Origin of the sequence: Nocardiopsis xinjiangensis YIM 90004 (genome assembly GCF_000341145.1) — a bacterium.
Classification (GTDB): domain Bacteria; phylum Actinomycetota; class Actinomycetes; order Streptosporangiales; family Streptosporangiaceae; genus Nocardiopsis; species Nocardiopsis xinjiangensis.
This window is the reverse complement of the sequence record NZ_ANBE01000045.1, coordinates 46,203-64,299: the sequence shown is the minus strand read 5'-3', so window position 1 is coordinate 64,299 and position 18,097 is coordinate 46,203. Positions and strand designations below refer to the sequence as shown.

17 protein-coding genes are annotated in these 18,097 nt (G+C 71.1%); 7 read left to right on the top strand and 10 right to left on the bottom strand.

Going from position 1 to position 18,097, the window contains the following annotated elements:
• Positions 1-44 precede the first annotated feature (44 nt).
• Complete coding sequence (locus D473_RS0120035; protein ID WP_017610831.1) at positions 45-929, top strand: alpha/beta fold hydrolase; 885 nt, start codon at positions 45-47, stop codon at positions 927-929.
• Between the two features lie 93 nt (positions 930-1,022).
• Here the strand turns inward: D473_RS0120035 and D473_RS0120030 are convergent, their stop codons facing one another.
• The 7 genes from D473_RS0120030 to D473_RS0120000 form a co-directional block, all read right to left on the bottom strand.
• On the bottom strand, positions 1,023-2,384 hold the full coding sequence (locus D473_RS0120030; protein ID WP_017610830.1) for a four-carbon acid sugar kinase family protein: 1,362 nt from the start codon (positions 2,382-2,384) through the stop codon (positions 1,023-1,025).
• 201 nt (positions 2,385-2,585) lie between these two features.
• On the bottom strand, positions 2,586-3,653 hold the full coding sequence (locus tag D473_RS0120025; RefSeq protein ID WP_017610829.1) for a Gfo/Idh/MocA family oxidoreductase: 1,068 nt from the start codon (positions 3,651-3,653) through the stop codon (positions 2,586-2,588).
• Between the two features lie 108 nt (positions 3,654-3,761).
• Positions 3,762-4,715 carry a fructosamine kinase family protein gene (locus D473_RS0120020; RefSeq protein WP_017610828.1) on the bottom strand — a complete coding sequence of 318 codons (954 nt, stop codon included), beginning with the start codon at positions 4,713-4,715 and terminating at the stop codon, positions 3,762-3,764.
• A gap of 2 nt (positions 4,716-4,717) precedes the next feature.
• Positions 4,718-5,251: a low molecular weight protein-tyrosine-phosphatase gene (locus D473_RS0120015; RefSeq protein ID WP_017610827.1), complete on the bottom strand. Its 534-nt coding sequence runs from the start codon at positions 5,249-5,251 to the stop codon at positions 4,718-4,720.
• Between the two features lie 132 nt (positions 5,252-5,383).
• Positions 5,384-5,818: a response regulator gene (locus D473_RS0120010; RefSeq protein WP_017610826.1), complete on the bottom strand. Its 435-nt coding sequence runs from the start codon at positions 5,816-5,818 to the stop codon at positions 5,384-5,386.
• Positions 5,819-5,863: 45 nt separating this feature from the next.
• A complete protein-coding gene (locus D473_RS25150; RefSeq protein WP_017610825.1) occupies positions 5,864-7,723 on the bottom strand; it encodes a HAMP domain-containing histidine kinase in 1,860 nt (619 codons plus the stop codon).
• A complete protein-coding gene (locus D473_RS0120000; protein WP_017610824.1) occupies positions 7,720-9,000 on the bottom strand; it encodes a PP2C family protein-serine/threonine phosphatase in 1,281 nt (426 codons plus the stop codon). Before D473_RS0120000 ends, D473_RS25150 begins: the two co-directional genes overlap by 4 nt.
• A gap of 398 nt (positions 9,001-9,398) precedes the next feature.
• Here D473_RS0120000 and D473_RS0119995 point away from each other — a divergent pair, with 398 nt between their 5' ends.
• The 3 genes from D473_RS0119995 (at position 9,399) to D473_RS0119985 (ending at position 11,154) form a co-directional block, all read left to right on the top strand.
• Positions 9,399-10,073, top strand: a complete 675-nt coding sequence (locus D473_RS0119995) for a biliverdin-producing heme oxygenase (RefSeq protein WP_017610823.1) — start codon at positions 9,399-9,401, stop codon at positions 10,071-10,073.
• Between the two features lie 34 nt (positions 10,074-10,107).
• Entirely contained in the window at positions 10,108-10,758 is a 651-nt protein-coding gene (locus D473_RS0119990; RefSeq protein ID WP_017610822.1) for a TetR/AcrR family transcriptional regulator, read from the top strand.
• Between the two features lie 135 nt (positions 10,759-10,893).
• Positions 10,894-11,154 carry a hypothetical protein gene (locus D473_RS0119985; protein ID WP_017610821.1) on the top strand — a complete coding sequence of 87 codons (261 nt, stop codon included), beginning with the start codon at positions 10,894-10,896 and terminating at the stop codon, positions 11,152-11,154.
• Here the strand turns inward: D473_RS0119985 and D473_RS0119980 are convergent.
• Positions 11,135-12,034, bottom strand: a complete 900-nt coding sequence (locus D473_RS0119980) for a 3'-5' exonuclease (RefSeq protein ID WP_017610820.1) — start codon at positions 12,032-12,034, stop codon at positions 11,135-11,137. The two genes, D473_RS0119985 and D473_RS0119980, sit on opposite strands and share 20 nt — an antisense overlap.
• 295 nt (positions 12,035-12,329) lie before the next feature.
• Here D473_RS0119980 and D473_RS0119975 point away from each other — a divergent pair, with 295 nt between their 5' ends.
• Positions 12,330-13,292 carry an asparaginase gene (locus D473_RS0119975; protein WP_017610819.1) on the top strand — a complete coding sequence of 321 codons (963 nt, stop codon included), beginning with the start codon at positions 12,330-12,332 and terminating at the stop codon, positions 13,290-13,292.
• Between the two features lie 109 nt (positions 13,293-13,401).
• Entirely contained in the window at positions 13,402-14,655 is a 1,254-nt protein-coding gene (locus D473_RS0119970; RefSeq protein ID WP_394296775.1) for an NAD(P)/FAD-dependent oxidoreductase, read from the top strand.
• Positions 14,656-14,741: 86 nt separating this feature from the next.
• Here the strand turns inward: D473_RS0119970 and D473_RS0119965 are convergent, their stop codons facing one another.
• Entirely contained in the window at positions 14,742-14,933 is a 192-nt protein-coding gene (locus D473_RS0119965; protein ID WP_017610817.1) for a ferredoxin, read from the bottom strand.
• Positions 14,934-15,266: 333 nt separating this feature from the next.
• Between D473_RS0119965 and D473_RS0119960 the strand changes: the two genes are divergently transcribed.
• Entirely contained in the window at positions 15,267-16,997 is a 1,731-nt protein-coding gene (locus D473_RS0119960; protein WP_241474835.1) for a DUF4153 domain-containing protein, read from the top strand.
• Between the two features lie 89 nt (positions 16,998-17,086).
• On the opposite strand, the gene pip is transcribed toward D473_RS0119960, so the two are convergent.
• A complete protein-coding gene (gene pip / locus D473_RS0119955) occupies positions 17,087-18,046 on the bottom strand; it encodes a prolyl aminopeptidase (RefSeq protein ID WP_017610815.1) in 960 nt (319 codons plus the stop codon).
• Positions 18,047-18,097: the final 51 nt, after the last annotated feature.

Below are 18,097 nucleotides of genomic sequence, written 5' to 3'. Positions count from 1 at the left end.
CCTGGGGGATCCCTTCTCTTCACCCCGAGCGAGAGGTACCCCCGATGGCGATCCGACACGTGGGCCCGGCCCGCGAACTACAGGTCCGTTCCGACGACGGCACTCTCCTGCACGTGGAGGTGCGCGGCCCCGAGGACGGGCCGACCGTGGTCCTCTCCCACTGCTGGGCGACCTCCCTGGCATCGTGGGGCCCGGTCGTACGCGAGCTCGAGCCGAACCTGCGCGTGGTGCTGTACGACCAGCGCGGACACGGCCGTTCCCAGCCGCCGCTGACCAGGGCCGGTTACGGGCCGCACAAGCTCGCCGACGACCTGTGCGCGGTGCTGGAGGCGACCGTGCCCGAGGGCCGGAAGGCGGTCGTGGCCGGGCACAGCATGGGCGGCATGACGATCATGGCCTCCGGTGAGCGGGACATCTTCCGCGACAAGGCCGGAGCAGTGCTGCTGACCAACACCGGGGCGGTCGAGCTGCCCCAGCGCTCCACCGTCTTCCCCCTGCCCGGACCGGCCGGAAGCCTGGCGGCCCGGGGTTTCCTGCGGGCCCCACTGCCTCTGGGCCCGCGCAACCCGGCCACCACCGCCGCGCTGAAGTACATCACCATGGGCAAGAAGGCCGACCCGCGCATGGTGCAGCTGTGCGTGCGCATGGTGCACGAGTGCAACAGCATCGTGCGCGGCCGTTGGGGTGCGGTGATGAACGAGCTGGACGTGGACCGCGGCGCCTCGCGGATCACCGCGCCGACCGTGGTCGTGGCGGGGACCGATGACAAGATGACCCCGCCGTGGCACGCGAACCACATGGCCTCGGTGATCCCCGGGGCGATCCTGTCCATGGAGATCGACGGGGCGGGTCACATGGGGCCGTTGGAGATGCCGGGGGTCCTGTCCGAGCAGGTCGGCAAGCTCGCCAACGAGCACGCCACCGCATGATCCCACGGCACGGGGTCCGCGCGCCCGGAACCGCACGGATCGTGGGAGCGCACCGCACGGTCCCGGGCGCGGAGCACGGGCGCGGGACCCGGCTCAGGCGGGGTCCTTGCCCAACACCGGGACCACGTGCTCCGAGACCTCCGAGTGCACCTGGCGCAGTCGGCTCTGCACCGCCCGTCTGAGCTTGGCCAGACACTCCACCAACGTGATCTCGTCCCCCACGAGCCCGCCCTTGGTCACCACGGGTGTGCCGTCGAGCGGCCCTCCGCTGAGGTGACCGTGCACGGCCAGCGGCACGACCTCTCCGCCCACGTCGAAGGCGTGCACCCCGAGCTCGTCGAGCAGGCTCGCCACCAGGTCGCCGCCGGTCAGGTACAGGCCGCTGGGCAACGCCTGGGGCCCTTCGGTGTCGGCGAGTTCGTGGATGACCTCCGAGACCAGCCGTGCGATGCGCACGGGCAGCTCGGCGCGGTCATGTGCTGTGAGCGCGCGCACCTGCTCGGCGCTGCTGGTCGACCGCAGCACACACAGGTCGGGGAAACCGGAGGAGGTCAGCTGGTCGGTGAGCGCCTTCGCCACGGTGCCGGCGTGGTCGTCGTCGGGGTCGCTCAACGCGGTCGCGTCCAGGTCCACGAACCGCACGGCGCCGGTGCGGGCCACCGTGGTGAGCTGGCGCGCGGTCAGCGCGGTGCTGCTGGCGGAGACCCCGAGCAGCGGTCCGCGTGTGCCGGCCTGTCCGCGCAGACGCAGCGCGTACGCGAGCAGGGCCCCGGTGGGGCCCGGGTCGACGGCGACCCACACGGTCCCGTCGTCGTGGTGGGCGGCGGCAGCGGCCTCGGCGATGTCGGACAGGTGCTGCTCGGAATCGGCGTCGCACAGCACGATCGGCTCGTCCCCGGACAGCAGGTCCGCGGTGAGCATGGCACGGGTGACCTGGCGGACCGGCACGTGCCGTACGGCCAACGGAGTCTGTTCGGCGAGGATGTCGCGCACGACGCTGGTGCCCATGGGCCACAGGGGGTCCTGCGCGAGGTCGGTGCTCTCCAGGGGGACTCCGTTGAGCAGCTGCACGCCGTCCTCGGTGATGCGCCCGCTGCCGGGGAAAGCGGGTGTGAACAGCACCCGCACACGTGTGCCCGAGGGCACGCGCTCACGTACGGCGTCGTAGGCGGCCTCCAGCTCGGCCCCGATGTTGCCGCGCAGGGTGGTGTCGGTGCGCTTGACCACGAGCCCGACCGGCCACACCGCCTCGACCACGTCGGTGACCAGGTCGGAGGCCTGTTCGGCGGGCACGTGGCGGCTGTCGAGGTTGGCCACGACGACGTCGTGGTCGCCGGAGACCCTGCTGACGTGTTCGGGGGTCACCGTGGTCACCCGCATACCGGTGCGGGCGAACCTGGCACCGGTGGCGTTGGCACCGGTGAGGTCGTCTGCGACCACGAGTACCTGAGCCACGGTGCGTCTCCTTCTCGATGTTCGGGGACCAAGGAAAGGGCCCCTTCCAACATAAGCGCAAGAAGGAGAGGTGGGGACGCCGTCCGCCCCGAGAACCGGCTTCCCCGGCCGCACAAGAGGCCTGGTCCCAGAGCACGCGCACGGTGCACCTGCGCCAAGGCTTGGCCCTCTGCGTGGCCGGGCACGTCCGTTTCTCGTGGGTCACAGCTCCACGACCGCCCCGGTGCGGAAACTGCGGCGGGCGGCCTCGACGACCTCCAGTCCGTGTACGACCTCGTGCAGGTCCACCGGCAGCGGTTCGCCCTCGCCCACCGCATCGCGAACCCCGGCCCAGAACTCGGGGTAGGCGCCCCGGAGGCTGGGCACGGGGCGGCTCTGGCCACCGACGGCCAGACGGCCCCACCGTTCCTCGGGGACCACACCCCAGTCGTCGGAGCGCGGGTCCTCCCCCGCGGCGAGGCGCTCCTCCTGGCCGTCGAGGTCCTGGACCACGAACGCCCCGGAGTTGCCCAGAACTCGGAACCGGGGCCCGGGCGCGGCCGCGAGCGCGCTCGCCCACAGGTGGGACCGGGCCCCGCGGGCGTGCTGCAGGGCGAGGAACACGTCGTCCTCGGCGGACACGCCCTCGCGCAGCGCCGAGGTCTCCGCGTACACCGTAGCCACGGGCCCGAACAGGTTCACGGCCTGGTCGATCAGGTGCGGTCCCAGGTCGTAGAGGATCCCGGCGCCGTTCTCCACACCGCCGGTCTCGCGCCAGGTGTTCTTGGCCTTCGGACGCCAGCGCTCGAACCTCGACTCGAACCGGTGCACCTGTCCGAGGGTGCCCTCCTCGATGAGGTTCCACAAAGTCAGGAAGTCGGAGTCCCACCGACGGTTGTGGTACACGGTCAGCACCTGGTCGAGTTCCTCGGCCATCGCGGTGAGTTCACGCGCGTGCACCGGGGTGAGCGCGAACGGTTTGTCCACGACCACGGCCATCCCGGCCTCCATCGCGGCCCGGGCGAGGGGCGCGTGGGTGTCGTTGGGGGTGGAGACGACGGCGATCTCGTACCGGTCGGCGCGGGCCCACAGGTCGGCGACGCTCGCGTACACGGTGGTGCCGGGGTAGCGCTCGTGCACCGCCCGCTGCCGTTCGGGGTCCGCGGTGACCACGGCCGACAGGCGCAGCCCGGGGACGGCGTCGATCAGTGGTGCGTGGAAGACCTCTCCGCCCTTGCCGTAACCGATGAGGGCCACGTGCAGGTCGGGACCGTCGTGTTCGTGCTCCATACCGTCAATCCAACCACCTGTGGACGCGCGTGGGGCCAGAGCGTGATCACCCTCACCTCCGCCCGGGTGGTCGCTTCCGGCTCTTCCGTCCTGTGCGGCTCCGGGGGTTCACCCGCCGCGCAGCGCGGTCCGCGCGGCGTCCAGGACGGTGGTGCGGTAGGCGGCGCCGAACAGGCACACGTGCACCAGTAGCGGGTGGAGCTGGTGCAGGGCGACGCGGGTGCGCCAGCCCTCGGCCAGGGGCGCGACCTCGTTGTAGGCGTCACGGGCCCGGTCGAGGTAGGGCAGACCGAACAGGGAGAGCATCGCCAGGTCGCTCTCCCGGTGCCCCCCGTGGGCGGCCGGATCGATGAGGACGGCGTCCGAGCCGCGCCAGAGCACGTTGCCGCTCCACAGGTCTCCGTGGACCCGGGCCGGTGGTTCGGTGGGGCCGGCGAGCTCGGCGACCGAGTCGACGGCGCGTTCGACGAGACGGCCGTCGGCGGGTGTGAGGGATCCCTGGTCGAGGGCGCGACGCAGGTAGGGGCGCAGCCGCTGCTCGGCGAAGAAGGCGGGCCAGTGGCCGGAGGGGGTGTTGTCCATGGGCAACGGACCGATGTAGCCGTCCCACGGGGCGCCGTAGTGCGCGGCGCCGCTCAGGTGGAGTCCGGCCAACTGGCGGCCGAAGCGTTCGGCGGCGGCCGGGGTGGGTTCGTCCTCGACCACCCACGGAAGCACGACGATGCGTTCGTCCCAGGCCAGGGGACGCAGAGCGGGTGAACCGAACGCCTGCCCGAGCCACGTGAGCCCGCGGGCCTCGGCGTTGAGCACCCCGCTTGCGGGTGCCCGCCGGGGCAGGGCCTTGACGAACAAGCGGGTGCCGTCGTCGAGTTCGGCGTAGGTGATCTCCCAGCCGTGGCTGCTGCCGGCCAGGGCGGCGCGACGCACGGGCCGGTCCATGATCACACTCAAGCGTTCGGCCATGGTGCCGGTGACGGGGTCGCGGGGGTGCTCTCCCCGTTCGGGGACGGCCTGGTCCCCTCCCCGTCCCTGGATGCCGCGCGCGATCGGGTCGCCCTCCACCGTCAGCCCCCGGGGTTCAGGTGCTCGTCGAGCTGGTCGGTGAGCCCCTTGGCGGCGGCCTCGACCATGTTGAGTACCGCGGTGAACCCGTCGTCTCCGCCGTAGTAGGGGTCGGGCACCTCGGGGTTGGGGCCGGCCCCCGGCGCGAAGGAACGGAACAGGCGCAGACGGGAAGGGTCGAACCCGTGCTCGGCCCCGTGGCCTGTGACCGCGGTGGAGACCTCGTCGTGGTTGTCGAGGTCCATCACCAGTACGAGGTCGGCGTCGGCCAGGTCGGCGGGCCGGAACTGGCGGGCGGTGTGGTCGACGGGGTACCCGTGCACTCGCAGGGTGGAGGCGGCACGGACGTCCATGGTGCCGCCGACGTGCCAGTCGCCGGTTCCGGAACTGGTGACCTCGACCCGGTCGCCGAGGCCGGCGCGTTCGAGGTCGGCGCGCAACACCTGCTCGGCCATGGGTGAGCGACAGATGTTGCCCAGACACACCACGACGATGCGATAAGGGCCCTCGAGGTTCCGCTGCTTCGGCAAGCTCATGCCCTCACCGTAACGGAGAACGGCCCGGGCGGCCTGTCTCTGGGCCGCGGGTCCGGGGGCAGGTCGCGCAAGGCCTCCCCGCCCCGGGCAGGAACCGGGTCGAAACGGAGCGGGGACCGGCGAGCACGGCCTCTAGGACTGGGGCAGGCGCACGATGGTGACGAAGAAGTCGTCGATCTTGCGGACGACCTGGATGAACTGGTCGAAGTCCACGGGCTTGGGCACGTAGGCGTTGGCATGCAGGCGGTAGCTGCGCAACACGTCCTCCTCGGCCTCGGAGGTGGTGAGCACGACCACGGGGATGTGCGCGAGGGCCTCATCGCCCTTGACCTCCTCCAGGACCTCGCGCCCGTCCTTCCGGGGAAGATTGAGGTCGAGCAGGATCAGATGGGGCCGGGGTGCCTCGGCGTACTCCTCCTCGCGGCGGAGGAACCGCAGGGCTTCGACACCGTCGGAGACCACGTGGAGGCGGTTGCCCACCTTGTGTTCCTCGAACGCTTCCTTGGTCATCAGGACGTCACCGGGGTCGTCCTCGACCAGCAGCACCTCGATCGGATGCACCAACATGACCTCGCTCACGCTTGCAGACCCCCGGTGGCCGGGAGAGGACCCCTAATCGCCGGAGGAAACCGTACCGCTGTCGGATCCCCTGGAGGGACCCGTGCTGGTGCCGGTGGGTTCGGAGCCCCGGCCGTCCTCGGCGTGCTCGTTGCCCTCCTCCTCGGATGCCACGGGCAATGACCAGCATATGCGGGTTCCGCTCGAGCCGGGTTCACGTTCCGTGGTGTCCAGCCAGATCCGGCCGCCGTGGAACTCCACGATCTTCTTGCACATGGACAGGCCGATACCGGTACCGGAGTACTTGTCCCTGGTATGCAACCGCTGGAAGATCACGAAGATGCGGTCCGCGTACTGCGGTTCGATCCCGATCCCGTTGTCGGTGCAGCAGAAGATCCACTCGTCGCCCTCCTTGCGCACGTCGACGTGCACGCGGGGCGGTTCCTCACCGCGGAACTTCACTGCGTTGCCCACGAGGTTGAAGAAGACCTGGGTGAGCAGGGTCCGGTCCCCCTCGATGGTGGGCATGATCTCCCCGGTGACCTCGGCCTCCGCGTCCTCCAGACGGGCGGAGAGGCTGGTGAGGGCGTCGGTGAAGGCCCTGTCCAGGTCCACGGGCGCGAAGTTCTTGGTACGCCCGACCCGGGAGAAGGCCAGCAGGTCGTTGATGAGGGTCTGCATGCGTTTGGCGCCCTCGACCGCGAAGTCGATGTAGGAGTCGGCGCGGTCGTCGAGTTGCCCCTGGTAGCGCCGTTGCAGGAGCTGCACGAAGCTGGCGATCTTGCGCAGGGGCTCCTGCAGGTCGTGGGAGGCCACGTAGGCGAATTGTTCGAGCTCGAGGTTGGAGCGGCGCAGTTCCTCGGTCTGGGTCTCCAGAAGCGTGGACTGTTCCTGGAGTTTGCGCCGGGCGAAGGCGACTTCGTCGAGGTCCTGGACGATGCGTTCGCGCATGGAGTCCACGTCCTTGCCCAGACGCACGATCTCGGGCGGCCCGTGCAGGGCGATCCGGTGGGCGTAGTAGCCCTCCGAGACCTGGCGCATGTGCCCGGCCAGTTCCTCCAGGGGCCGCAGGACCCACTGCTGGAGCATGACCCACAGGAACACCGACAGGAACACCACGACCAGCCCGACCAGGACGAGCAGGGCGACGACCTGCTGGGTGGCCAGGGTCAGCCCGGTGCGGGCCTCCTCGATCTCCTCCTCGAGCTGCTGACTCGTGGCGTCGCTGACCCGGTTGAGTTCCAGGAACAGGACCCGGCCGTGCTGCAGGTCGGCCTGGGAGGGGGTCTCACCGTTGCCGACCTGCTCGAGGGCGGGTGCGGCGAACTCGTCGGACCAGACCTCGCCGGCCTCCAGGAGTTCGTTGACGTTGTCTGCGACCTCGGGGTTCTCCTCGGCGAGCTGGGTGAGCTCGGCCTGGTGCTCCAACAGGTTGACACGGGCCTCGACGTAGGGCTGGAGGAAGTCGCGGTCCTGGGTCAGGATGTAGCCGCGCAGGGCGTGGTCCTGGCTCAGGTAAGAGGCACGGGTCTGTTCGACGGCGCTCAAGGCGGGCGTGAGGGAGTCGACCTGCATGGTCAGGGAGTCGCGGGCCTGGAACGCGGCCAGGGTGATCACCGAGACCGCCACGGTCAGGACGACCGCCACGACGGTGAGCAGGCTGGTGACACGGCGCCGCAGGCTCCAGGACTCGTGGGTGGAGCGCACACGCGGGCGGGGGGCGGCGTACACGAAACGGGTCCCGGCGTCGGGCCGCCCCTGCCGGCTCGCCGCGCCCCCGGGGTCCTCGCCCGGGTCGGCGCCGCTGTCCGCGGGGGTGCCCTCCCCCGGGCCGGCGGGAACGCCGTCCTCCGCTCCTCGGTGTCCTCGTGTGCTCTCGGGATCGTCGGAGTCGGTGCCGCCTCCGACGCTCACTGCGGATCACCGTGCTTGACCAGGAGCATGGCCACGTCGTCCTGGAGGGGGCCGCCGTTGCTGCGCTCGGCCTCGTCGACCACGTACTCGGGCAGATGGTTCAGGGACACGCCCTGGTCCAGGACGCGGGCCACGAGGTTGCGCAGGCCCCCGACCTCGAGGCGCTCGGGCGGTCCGTCGTCGTAGGCGTCGACGAGCCCGTCGGTGTAGAAGAGCACACTGGAGCCCTCCGGCAGGGAGAAGACGTCGGGCTCGGCCTCGGTCTCCACGGGAAAGACCCCGAGCGGGGGCTGGGGCGAGGCCGGGATCTCCTCGACCACGCCGTTGCGCAGGATCATGGGCGGCGGGTGGCCGAGCACGCGCACCCGCATCCGGTCGGCGCCGGTGTCCATACTGGACATGCACAGCGTCGCGTACATCTCTTCCTGGGCACGTTCGCTGACCAGGATGTCCTCGAGATGGAACAGCACCTCGTGCTCGGCGACCCCGCCCATGATGAGGGCCCGCCAGGCGATGCGCAGGCTGACGCCGAGGGCGGCCTCGTCGGGGCCGTGGCCGCTCACGTCGCCGATGATCACGTGGGTGGTGCCGTCCTTCTCGACGGCGTCGTAGAAGTCGCCGCCCACGAGCGCGCGTTTGCGGCCGGGACGGTAGTAGGCACGGTGGCTGAGGGGTGAACGCTCCAACAGCACCTGCGGCAGCAGGCCCCGTTCCAGACGCATGTTCTCCCGGGCGCGCATACGGGCCTCGCGGAGCTTGCGCACGTTCTCGTCGGCGCGTTTGCGTTCGACCGAGTAGCGCAGGCTGCGCGCCAGCAGGGAGCCGTCGACCTGGCCCTTGACGAGGTAGTCCTGAGCGCCGGCGGCGACCGCGGCCAGGCCCTCGTGTTCGTCGTCGAGCCCGGTCAGGACCACGACCGCCGCCGAGGGTGCCGCGTCCAGGATCTGTCGCAGCAGGTCCAGGCCGTGCGCGTCGGGCAGATTGAGGTCCAACAGGACACAGCCGCGGAAGTTGCGGAGTTTCGGCCTGGCGTCCGTGAGCGTCTCGACCCAGGTGATGCGGGTGGTCAGGACCGTGTCGGTGAGCAACTCCTCGGCCAGCATGGCATCACCGGGGTCGTCCTCGACCAGCAGTACGTCAACCGATTCGACGGTAGCCTCCACCCGCTTGTTCAGGACGTCGTCACCACCCGGGGAGACGGGTCGGTGCGACCCGCCGTTGTGAGCAGCGCTGACGCCGGGGGCGGCACCCGCCGCTCCCTGGCCGTTCACGGACACGGGGTCGTGTCCCGGGCTCCTGATTTCCACTCATCGCCTCCGGTCGGGCCGGATGTGTCGACGCTGATCACACAGACCGGGCCGAGCCGGACAGCTCGGGTTCCTCCGGTCGGTTCCGACCGCACGACACCCAAACGATAATCGCCATTTCGGTCGCTTGACCAGCGAGTGCCGCGAGAGACATCCGACGCCGGCGGCTGGAACCGTTTCCCATTGTGCACGTGATCACGCCCCTGACGGGTCATTGCGCCCGTGGCCGGGCAGGCCACGGGCGCGCGGAGCAGCACGGCCGTGGGCTCCGATTTTTGGTGACAGTTTGTCGTATACCTCTTGACAGCGCTCCCCCGGGAAGTGACATCATGTCACGAAAACGCCGACGGAAAGAGCGGAAGACCACGTTGAACGCCACGACCGCGGCACCCCCGACCCAGCAGGGCCCCTCCCCCTTCTCCGAGCGACTCAAGTCCGCCACCTGGGGCGAACACGAGGCCGCCGAACAGCACGGGTTCACCCGAGCCCTGCTCGACGGCAGCCTGCACCTGGACGGATACACCGCCATGGTCGCCCAGCACTACTTCGCCTACCTCGCCCTGGAAGAGGTCGGCCGTGCGCTGAGCGACCACCCCGTCGCCGCACCCTTCCTCCAGCCCGAGCTCGAAAGGGTCCCGGCCCTGGAACAGGACCTGGCCCACCTGCTCGGTGGCGGGTGGCAGAATCGCATCTGCCCCAGCGCCCCCACGCGCACCTATGTGGCCCGACTGCACCAGATGGCCGACCACCCCGCGGGGTTCGTCGCACACCACTACACGCGCTATCTCGGTGACGTGTCCGGAGGGCAGTTCATCTCCGAGACCGCCCGCCGCACCTACGGGTTGGACGACGGCGCGGGGGTGCGTTTCTACGATTTCCGCGCGCTGGGGAGCCTGCCGAAGTTCCGTGCGCGTTACCGGGAGCGCCTGGACGCCCTGGGCCTGTCGGAGGCCGAGGAGCACTCCCTGTTGCGGGAGACACGTCTGGCCTACCAACTCAACACCGAGGTCCTGGCCGACCTGGGACGCGTGTACACACCCTGACCACCCGGGGCGCGGGCCGTGCCACCATGGGGACATGCCCAAGATCACCGCCCCCACCATCGCCGCGCACCGTGCCCGCACACGCGAGCGCATCATGGAGGCGGTCGACGCACTCATCCAGGCCCAGGGCATCGACCGGATCTCCATGACCGACGTGGCCAACACCGCCGGCATCACCCGCACGGCCCTGTACAACTATTTCCCCGACAAACCCGCACTGCTGCTGGCCTTCACCGAACAGATCAACAACGCCTTCGTGGAGCGCTACCGCCGGGAACTGCCCTCGGGGGTCTCGTGCGCGCGTCGCCTGGCGGCCTTCGTACGGCTGCAACTGGAAGGCATCGTCAAGCACCCGCACCCGCCGGCTGCCGAGCTCGGTGCGAGCCTGGGGCCGGACGCCTACCAACGCCTGGCCGACCACGTGGCCCCGATGCAACGGTTGCTCGCCGAGATCCTGGAACAGGGCACGGCCTCCGGGGAGTTCGATCCCCTGCCGGCACACGCCACCGCCGGGCTCACGCTGTCCATGGTCGGGTCCCAGCGCATCCCGCTCGTGCGGGGCGAGGCCGACCCCGACCTCGCCCACGCACTCATCACCCGGTTCACCCTGCGCGGCCTGGGGGTTCCCACCGAAACGGTGGACACCGTCGTACCGAAACCGGCAGCGGAGCGTGGTCAGGGCTGACCGAGCGCGATAAGGGCGGGCCCGTAACCCGCCCTGTCGCGTTGACCGGTCGGAAACCGAGTCGCTACCGGACAGAGACGTCCGTGAGAATCAGGGGTCCCAGACCGAACAATCGAGTCGTGAGGACCCCCTGACGTGCCCCTGGTTCTGATCCTCCTCGGCGCCGCGATGGTCGCGGCCGCCATGTTCAACAAGGTGCCGCAGTTCGTCCCCGGACGGGTCGTACCTTCGCGCGCACCGTCCCGGCAGGGGGCCGTGGCCGCCTCCGAACGGGTCGAGTACCCGCGTGTGCGGCTCGCTTCGGCCCACCTGACCGAGCAGGCCCGGGCACTGCTCACCACGATCGGCGGCAGCGCCCTGATCATCGCCTTCTTCCTCACCCTGTCCGGTTTCTGAGGCCGGCCAGGCGCACCAACATGCCGCCCGCGGCGGTCGCGGCCACACCCCCGGCCACCGCGGCGGCGGCCGCCATGCGGCGGCGGGACCTGGTGCCGTGGTAGGCGGCGCGCTCGGCGATCATCCGCTCGTCCTCCCCGAAGACGCCCCCGCACAGCAGCGGGTCCAGCTCGACCGAACGCCACGGCCTCTCCCAGGAGCGCGGTGCCTCCGGACCGCCCGGAAGCGGGACGGTGCGCGGCTTCCGACGGGCCGGCTCGGAACCGTTCGCACGCGGGGCGGAGAGCACACGCGGCGGCGCGCCCCGGTAACGCAGGGCGCCCGGTGCGTTGGCGATGAGCTCCACCAGAAGCATCGCGCAGGCACGGGCATCACCCAGCGCCGTGTGCTGGCCCGTGGGCCAGTGGCCGCTGAGCGCGTGTGAGGCCCGGGGCAGGGAGTAGCGTTCCAGCTCGATCTGGGAGCGCAGCGCACGCAGCGTGCACAGGCCCGCCTGCCCTTCGGGGAGGCCGGCGGGGACCAGTTCCGAGCTGAGGAAACGCTGCTCGAAGTCGAGGTTGTGGCTGACCACGACCGCGCCCGAGAACAAGCGGGTCAGATGCGGTACGAGGTCGGCGACCGTGGGCGCGCCCACCACGTCGCTGTCACCGATGCCGTGGAACTCCTGCCCGGAGACCTCGGCGCGCGGGTCGACCAGGCTGTTGAACTCCTCCACGACCTTGCCGTCTCCGCGCACGCGCACCACCGCGACCTCGACCACGCGGGCACCCGCGCCCGGGTCCAGGCCCGTGGTCTCCATGTCGAGCACCGCATACTCCAGGTCCGCCGCCCGTACACCGGCCCTTCGGCGGGTCAGCGCACCCGTTCGCAGCGTTCCCATCGTCGTGTCCACCCTCCTGGCCGTCGTTCGCCCCGGTCAGCGCCCGGGTACGGCATCCGAGCCTACTGCCCGCCTCGGACAGGCTTTTCCGGCCGATGCGCGAGGAGCGCCGTCCCCGGAGAGCACCGTCCCCGGAAAGCGGCGTTCCTGGAAGAAAATGCCCCTGTGCAGCGTTCTGTGCCGGTGCATCCCCCCGGGTGCACGAGCCCAAGGGTGTGTCCGGTGGCACGCCCCGGATCCCCCGCGCTGCGCCGTCCGCGCCGCCGGGGCCGCAACGAGCAGGAGAGCACCTCCCATGTCCCAGAACCCGATCCCCGAGTACGTACCGCTCGCGGAGGCCGTCCGATCAGGGATGCGGGAGAGCGTCCACTACGGGGCCGTGATCGGTCTGCAGGCCGACGGGAGCATCGGGTACGCCCGCGGCCCCGTGCACCAGCCGATGTTCCCGCGTTCCTCGGCCAAACCGTTCCAGGCCGTTGCGATGCTGCGAGCCGGGGCGGACCTGGAGGGCGAGTCCCTGGCGATCGCCGCGGGCAGCCACGGCGGGGAGGAGTTCCATGCCGCCGAGGTCGGGCGGATGCTGGCCAAGGCGGGGCTGGCCCCCGAGGCGCTCCAGTGCCCGGCCGACATCCCCGGGGCAGCCGAGGCGCGGGCCGACCACATCCGGGCGGGCCACGGACCCGACCCGGTGCTGATGAACTGTTCGGGCAAACACGCCGGGTTCCTGACCGCGTGTGTGCGCAGCGGATGGAGCACCCACGACTACCTCGGCAACGGCCACCCCCTGCAGGTACTGGTACGTGAGGTGATCGAGGAGTTGTGCGGTGAACCGGTCGCCCACACCGCCGTGGACGGCTGCGGGGCCCCGCAACTGGCCGTCACCACGGCCGGGCTCGCGCGGGGCCTGCACTCGATGCGTACCGCCCCCGCCGGGAGCCGGGAACGTGCCGTGCTCGACGCGATGACCGAGCACCCCGAGTACGTCTCGGGCACCGACCGGATCGACACCGACCTCATGCGGCGGATGCCGGGTCTGGTCTCCAAGATCGGCGCGGACGGTGTCCTGGTGCTCGGTGCACCCGCCGGAGAGACGGTCGCGGTCAAGATCAGCGACGGCGATGCGCAGCTCAGGGCCCGTACGCTGGTCGGGCTCGACGCCCTGCGTGCACTCGGGGTGGACGTGTCCGCCGTGGCAGATCGGCTGCGTGTGGCCGTCCCGGGCGGCGGGGAGCCCGTGGGCGAGGTCCGGCCGCTCTAGGTCCCGCTCGGCAGAGCCCCGTCGAAGGCATCGACCGAACGGATCCTCGGCGACCGGCCCACGGCAGACCAATGGACACGAAGGGAAGTGGCACACGGTGCAGGAGAGCATGGACCGGATCGTCGTCGTCGGCGCGGGGATGGCCGGGCTGCACACGGCCGAGGCACTGCGGGCCCAGGGGTACCTGGGGGGCCTGACGATCGTGGGTGAGGAGGAGCACCGCCCCTACTCCCGCCCTCCGCTGTCCAAGGAGGTCCTGACCGGAGCGGGGCTGGCCCCCTCGGGCGGGGACCCGGGTTGGTTGGCCGGGCACCGGGCGCTGCAGCTGCGTGACGAGACCGTGGTGGAGGCTATCGGGGCCGATTTCCGGCTCGGGCGGCGTGCCGTGGGCCTGGACACCGACGCCCGGCGCGTGCGGGTCCAGGGTCCCGACGGTGAGGAATCGCTGACCTACGACGGTCTGGTCATCGCCACGGGGGCCCGCGCCCGGAGACCGGAGACCGATCTGGCGGGTGTGCACGTACTGCGCACCCTCGACGACGCCGAGGCGGTGCGTTCGGAATTCGATTCCGGGGGCCGACTGGTGGTCGTGGGCGGCGGGTTCGTCGGCGCCGAGGTGACCGCGAGCGCCCGGGCCGTGGGCATGGACGTGACCCTGGTGGAGGCCGAGCGGACCCCGCTGACCCGGGTCGTGCACCCGGACGTGGGTGAGGTCCTCACCGACCTGCACCGCGAGAACGGCGTGGACGTGCGCCTCGGGGTGAGCGTGACCGGGTACGAGGGCGGGGACCGTGTGGAACGGGTACGCCTGTCCGACGGCACCACGGTCCCGGCCACGCTGGTGGTCGCAGGGATCGGGGTGCACCTCAACACCGAGTGGCTCCGGGACTCGGGCGTGGAACTGCTGGAGGACGGTTCCGTGGCCTGCGACGAGTACTCGGCGGCCTCGGCCCCGGGGGTCTACGCCGTGGGGGACCTGGCGAACTGGCCGCACCCGCGTTTCGGCGGCCGCATCCGCCTGGAGCACTGGACCAACGCCGGTGAACAGGGTGAGATCGCCGCCCGCAATCTGCTCGCCTGGGCCGCGGACGAGGAGCCCACACCCTTCACACCGGTGCCCTACTTCTGGTCGGACCAATACAAGATGAAGATCCAGCTGCTGGGCCAGGGCGCCCCGGCTGATCGGGTCTCCTTCGTACACGGTTCACCCGACGACCGAAAGTTCGTGGCCTTCCTCGGACGCGACGGGATGCTCACGGGCGTGGTCGGTCTGCGTTCGACGCCCCGGACCATGCGCTACCGCCGGCTCCTGGAGGAGCCCACCACGTGGGAGCAGGCGCTGGCCGCCGTCGGCGCCCGCTGACCGGGAGCGCGACCGCACGTGCCGCCGTGTCCGTGGCGGGAGAGGTTCCGTGGCGGGAAGGGACCACGGCCCCTCCCCGGGGCATTTCAGTCGTGGACGGTGACGGCCCGCTTCGGGCAGAGCCGCTCGGCCTGGCGGACCTTCTCGTGCAGTTCGGGTGAGGGCTCCTCCGTGAGCAGGTACAGGAAGTCGTCGTCACGGACCTCGAACACCTCGGGGGCCTGACCCATGCACAGGGCGTTGCTCTCGCACTGGTCGTAGTCGACCTCGACTCGCACGTTCGTGTTCCTCTCCTTCGCGCGGATGTTCCACGAGCCTAGAGAACGCCCACGTTCCACACACATCGGGGTTCTGTGGCGTCCTCCGGCGGCCCTGGCCCGACCGCGCACCGCCCGCGCGGCCTCCGGGTTCCCATGGTGGCCGCTCCCGGCCACGGGAGAACCCGCGCCGAGAGGCGGGGGTCCCATCCTTCGTCGGAATGTAGATCGAAGGGCAGAGCCATGGACTCGGGCCAGGACGGGCAGAGCGCTCCACAGACGTACGGGCAGGCGGCCCCCGGGAGTGCGGAGCCGGCGCACACGTGGTCCGGGAATGCGGAACCGGGGAGTCCGGTGCCCGGGAGCCCGATGCCGCCCTACGGCCATCGGCCGCCACCGGTCCCGTCGCCACCGGTCCCCGAAGCACCGCCCTGGCTGGCAGCGGTCGTGCTCGGCGCCGGTGTGTTCACCGCCTCGGCCGCGACACTGGACCCGCCGGGCCTGGGCCTGGTCGCGGCCGGCACGGTGTGCGGGCTGGCCGCGTTCGTGGTTCTCCTGGTGCGGCCCGGTGTTCCCGAGGGCGGCGAGGCGCCCTCGGTCCCCGCCCGCGCCGGGGCTCCCGCCGGGACGCCGGACAGGTCCGCTGTCCACAGCGCTGCCGGCTCCTCCGAGAGCACCGACCGGATCCGGGAAACCGGCCCCGCCGTCGGCAACGGCCGTACCGACCTCGCACGCTCACGCGCGTGGGCGGCGGTGTACGGGGTGATGTCGGTACTGCTGCTGAGCACTGCGCTGTTCCTGGACGCCTCCTGGGTCCTGGCGTGGACCCTTCCGGCGTCCTTCCTCCTGGCGTCGTTGGCGTTCGCCACCCGCAACCCCGCCGCCCGGGAGAGCGCCGCGGGGCTCCGCGCCGGTGGGTTCGCGGTCGTGCGCAACGTGGGGGCGGTCCCCGGGTTCCTGGCGCGCCCCGTCCGCCGGGCCTCCGCGAACACGAAGGCGGCACCGGTCCTGGCCACCATCGTGATCACGGCGCTACTCCTGCTCGGGTTCGGAACACTGCTGGTATTGGCCGATCCGGTCTTCGCCGAGTTCGCGTCCCGCCCGTTCCGGTCCGTGAGCTGGGGCGGCGGCTCGATGAGCTCGATCATCGGCGGGCTCTTGTCGATGCTGGCCACCGCGGGCGCCGTCCTGGCCGCCCGCAGGCGCCTGCCGTCGCCCGGCAGGGTGCAGAGGAAGGAACGCGCGGAGCCCGCCCGCCCCACATGGACGTGGACGGTCCCCCTGGGCGCGGTGGTGCTGCTGTTCGCGATGTTCCTCGCGGTGCAGGCGGTGACACTCTTCGGCGGCGACGCCTACGTCCAACGGGTCGCCGGGGTCACCTACGCCGAGTACGCACGCCAGGGCTTCTTCCAGCTCGTGGCGGTCAGTTTCCTGGTCATGGGTGTGGTCGCCGCGTCCGTACGCCTGGTCCCGAAACGGCCGGGCCGGGGACGTATGCTCCGCAACGCTCTGCTCGGGGCGCTGTGCCTACTGACCCTGGTCATCCTCGCCTCGGCCATGGCCCGGCTGCGCCTCTACACCGACACGTTCGGGCTGACGCCGATGCGGGCGAGCGCGGAGGCCTGGATCCTGCTGAGTGCGGCCGTGTTCGCCCTGATCCTGGCCGCGGGCGCGCTCAACACGCTCGGCCGCCGCGCCCAGTGGCTGCCGCGCGTCACCGTCGCCCTCGCGGCGGCGGGACTGCTCGCCTTCGCCGCCAGTGACCCCGACGCACGGATCGCCGAGAGCCATCAGGACCTCGAGCTGGACACGGTCGACACCGGCTACCTGCGCAACCTGTCCGCCGACGCCCTGCCGGCGCTCCTGGAGCTCGAGGGGGTCGACCGCTCCTGCGCGGTCCAGAGCATGCAGAACCGATTCGAGGAGCCGGACGGCTGGGCGTCCTGGAACCTGTCCCGGCACCGCGCCCACACCCTGCTCCAGGAGCACGGCCCCTTCGAGGTCGACACCTCGGAGGCCGGAACCGGGTCCGCCGGATACCGCGACGGCTGTCCCCTTCCGCTCCTCGACGGGGGCGGCCACTAGCTGTGTTGTTCGGTGAGGTTGGTGACGCGGTCGGCGGGCACCACAGGAGATCCAACGGAAACCCCTCGGAGCGGGGGTTCCCGTCGCCGTCACTCCTGCGCGAAACGGTCGGTGGCCTCCAGCAGCCGGTCCAGGATCTCCGGCTCGGTGAAGGCGTGCCCGGCGACGTCGGCGACGTGGAACTCCGCCTCGGGCCACGCCTTGTGCAGGTCCCAAGCGGTGCGCATCGGGGTGCACACGTCGTAGCGGCCCTGCACGATCACGCCGGGGATGTGGCGGATCCGATCGGCCCCGGCGATGAGCTGACCGGGGGTGAAGAATCCGAGGTTGCGGAAGTAGTGGTTCTCGATCCGCGCGAACGCGAGGGCGTAATCGGCGTCGGCGTGGTGCTCTCGCAGATCGGGGTCGAGCCGCAGCTTGACCGTGGACCCCTCCCACACGCTCCAGGCCCGTGCGGCCGCCAGGCGGGTCTCCCGGTCGGGGGCCTCGAGGCGGCTCGCGTAGGCGGCCACGAGGTCGCCGCGCTCCTCCTCGGGGATGGGAGCGAGGTAGTCCTCCCACAGGTCGGGGAAGAGCATGGAGGCACCGTGCTGGTAGAACCAGGCGATCTCCTCCTCGCGCAGGGTGAAGATGCCGCGCAGCACCAGCTCGGTGACCCGTTCGGGGTGGGTCTGCGCGTAGGCCAGCGCCAGGCAGCTGCCCCAGGAACCGCCGAAGACCTGCCAGGCCTCCACCCCGACCATCGCGCGCAGGCGTTCGATGTCCTCGACCATGGTCCAGGTGGTGTTGCGTGCCAGGTCGGTGTCCATACCGCTCGCGTGCGGGACGGAGCGGCCGCAGTTGCGCTGGTCGAACAGGAGGATGCGGTACTTCTCCGGATCGAACAGGCGCCGCTGGTTCGGGTTCGTTCCGCCGCCGGGGCCGCCGTGCAGGAACACGACGGGCTTGCCGTCGGGGTTGCCGCTCAGTTCCCAGTAGAGGCTGTTGCCGTCGCCGACGTCGAGCATGCCGGAGTCGTAGGGCTCGATGTGCGGGTACAAGGTGCGCAAGGTGCGGGCCTTTCCGTGACTGTTCGTTGTGGTGCGCCGCCGGCGGCGCAG

What these genes read in the sequence shown, in the direction of transcription:
- D473_RS0120035 (WP_017610831.1), top strand. Translation starts at nt 45, where the DNA reads ATGGCGATCCGACACGTGGGCCCGGCCCGCGAACTACAGGTCCGTTCC.
- D473_RS0120025 (WP_017610829.1), bottom strand. Translation starts at nt 3,653, where the DNA reads ATGGAGCACGAACACGACGGTCCCGACCTGCACGTGGCCCTCATCGGT.
- D473_RS0120015 (WP_017610827.1), bottom strand. Translation starts at nt 5,251, where the DNA reads ATGAGCTTGCCGAAGCAGCGGAACCTCGAGGGCCCTTATCGCATCGTC.
- D473_RS0120010 (WP_017610826.1), bottom strand. Translation starts at nt 5,818, where the DNA reads ATGTTGGTGCATCCGATCGAGGTGCTGCTGGTCGAGGACGACCCCGGT.
- D473_RS0119990 (WP_017610822.1), top strand. Translation starts at nt 10,108, where the DNA reads ATGCCCAAGATCACCGCCCCCACCATCGCCGCGCACCGTGCCCGCACA.
- D473_RS0119980 (WP_017610820.1), bottom strand. Translation starts at nt 12,034, where the DNA reads ATGGGAACGCTGCGAACGGGTGCGCTGACCCGCCGAAGGGCCGGTGTA.
- D473_RS0119975 (WP_017610819.1), top strand. Translation starts at nt 12,330, where the DNA reads ATGTCCCAGAACCCGATCCCCGAGTACGTACCGCTCGCGGAGGCCGTC.
- D473_RS0119970 (WP_394296775.1), top strand. Translation starts at nt 13,402, where the DNA reads ATGGACCGGATCGTCGTCGTCGGCGCGGGGATGGCCGGGCTGCACACG.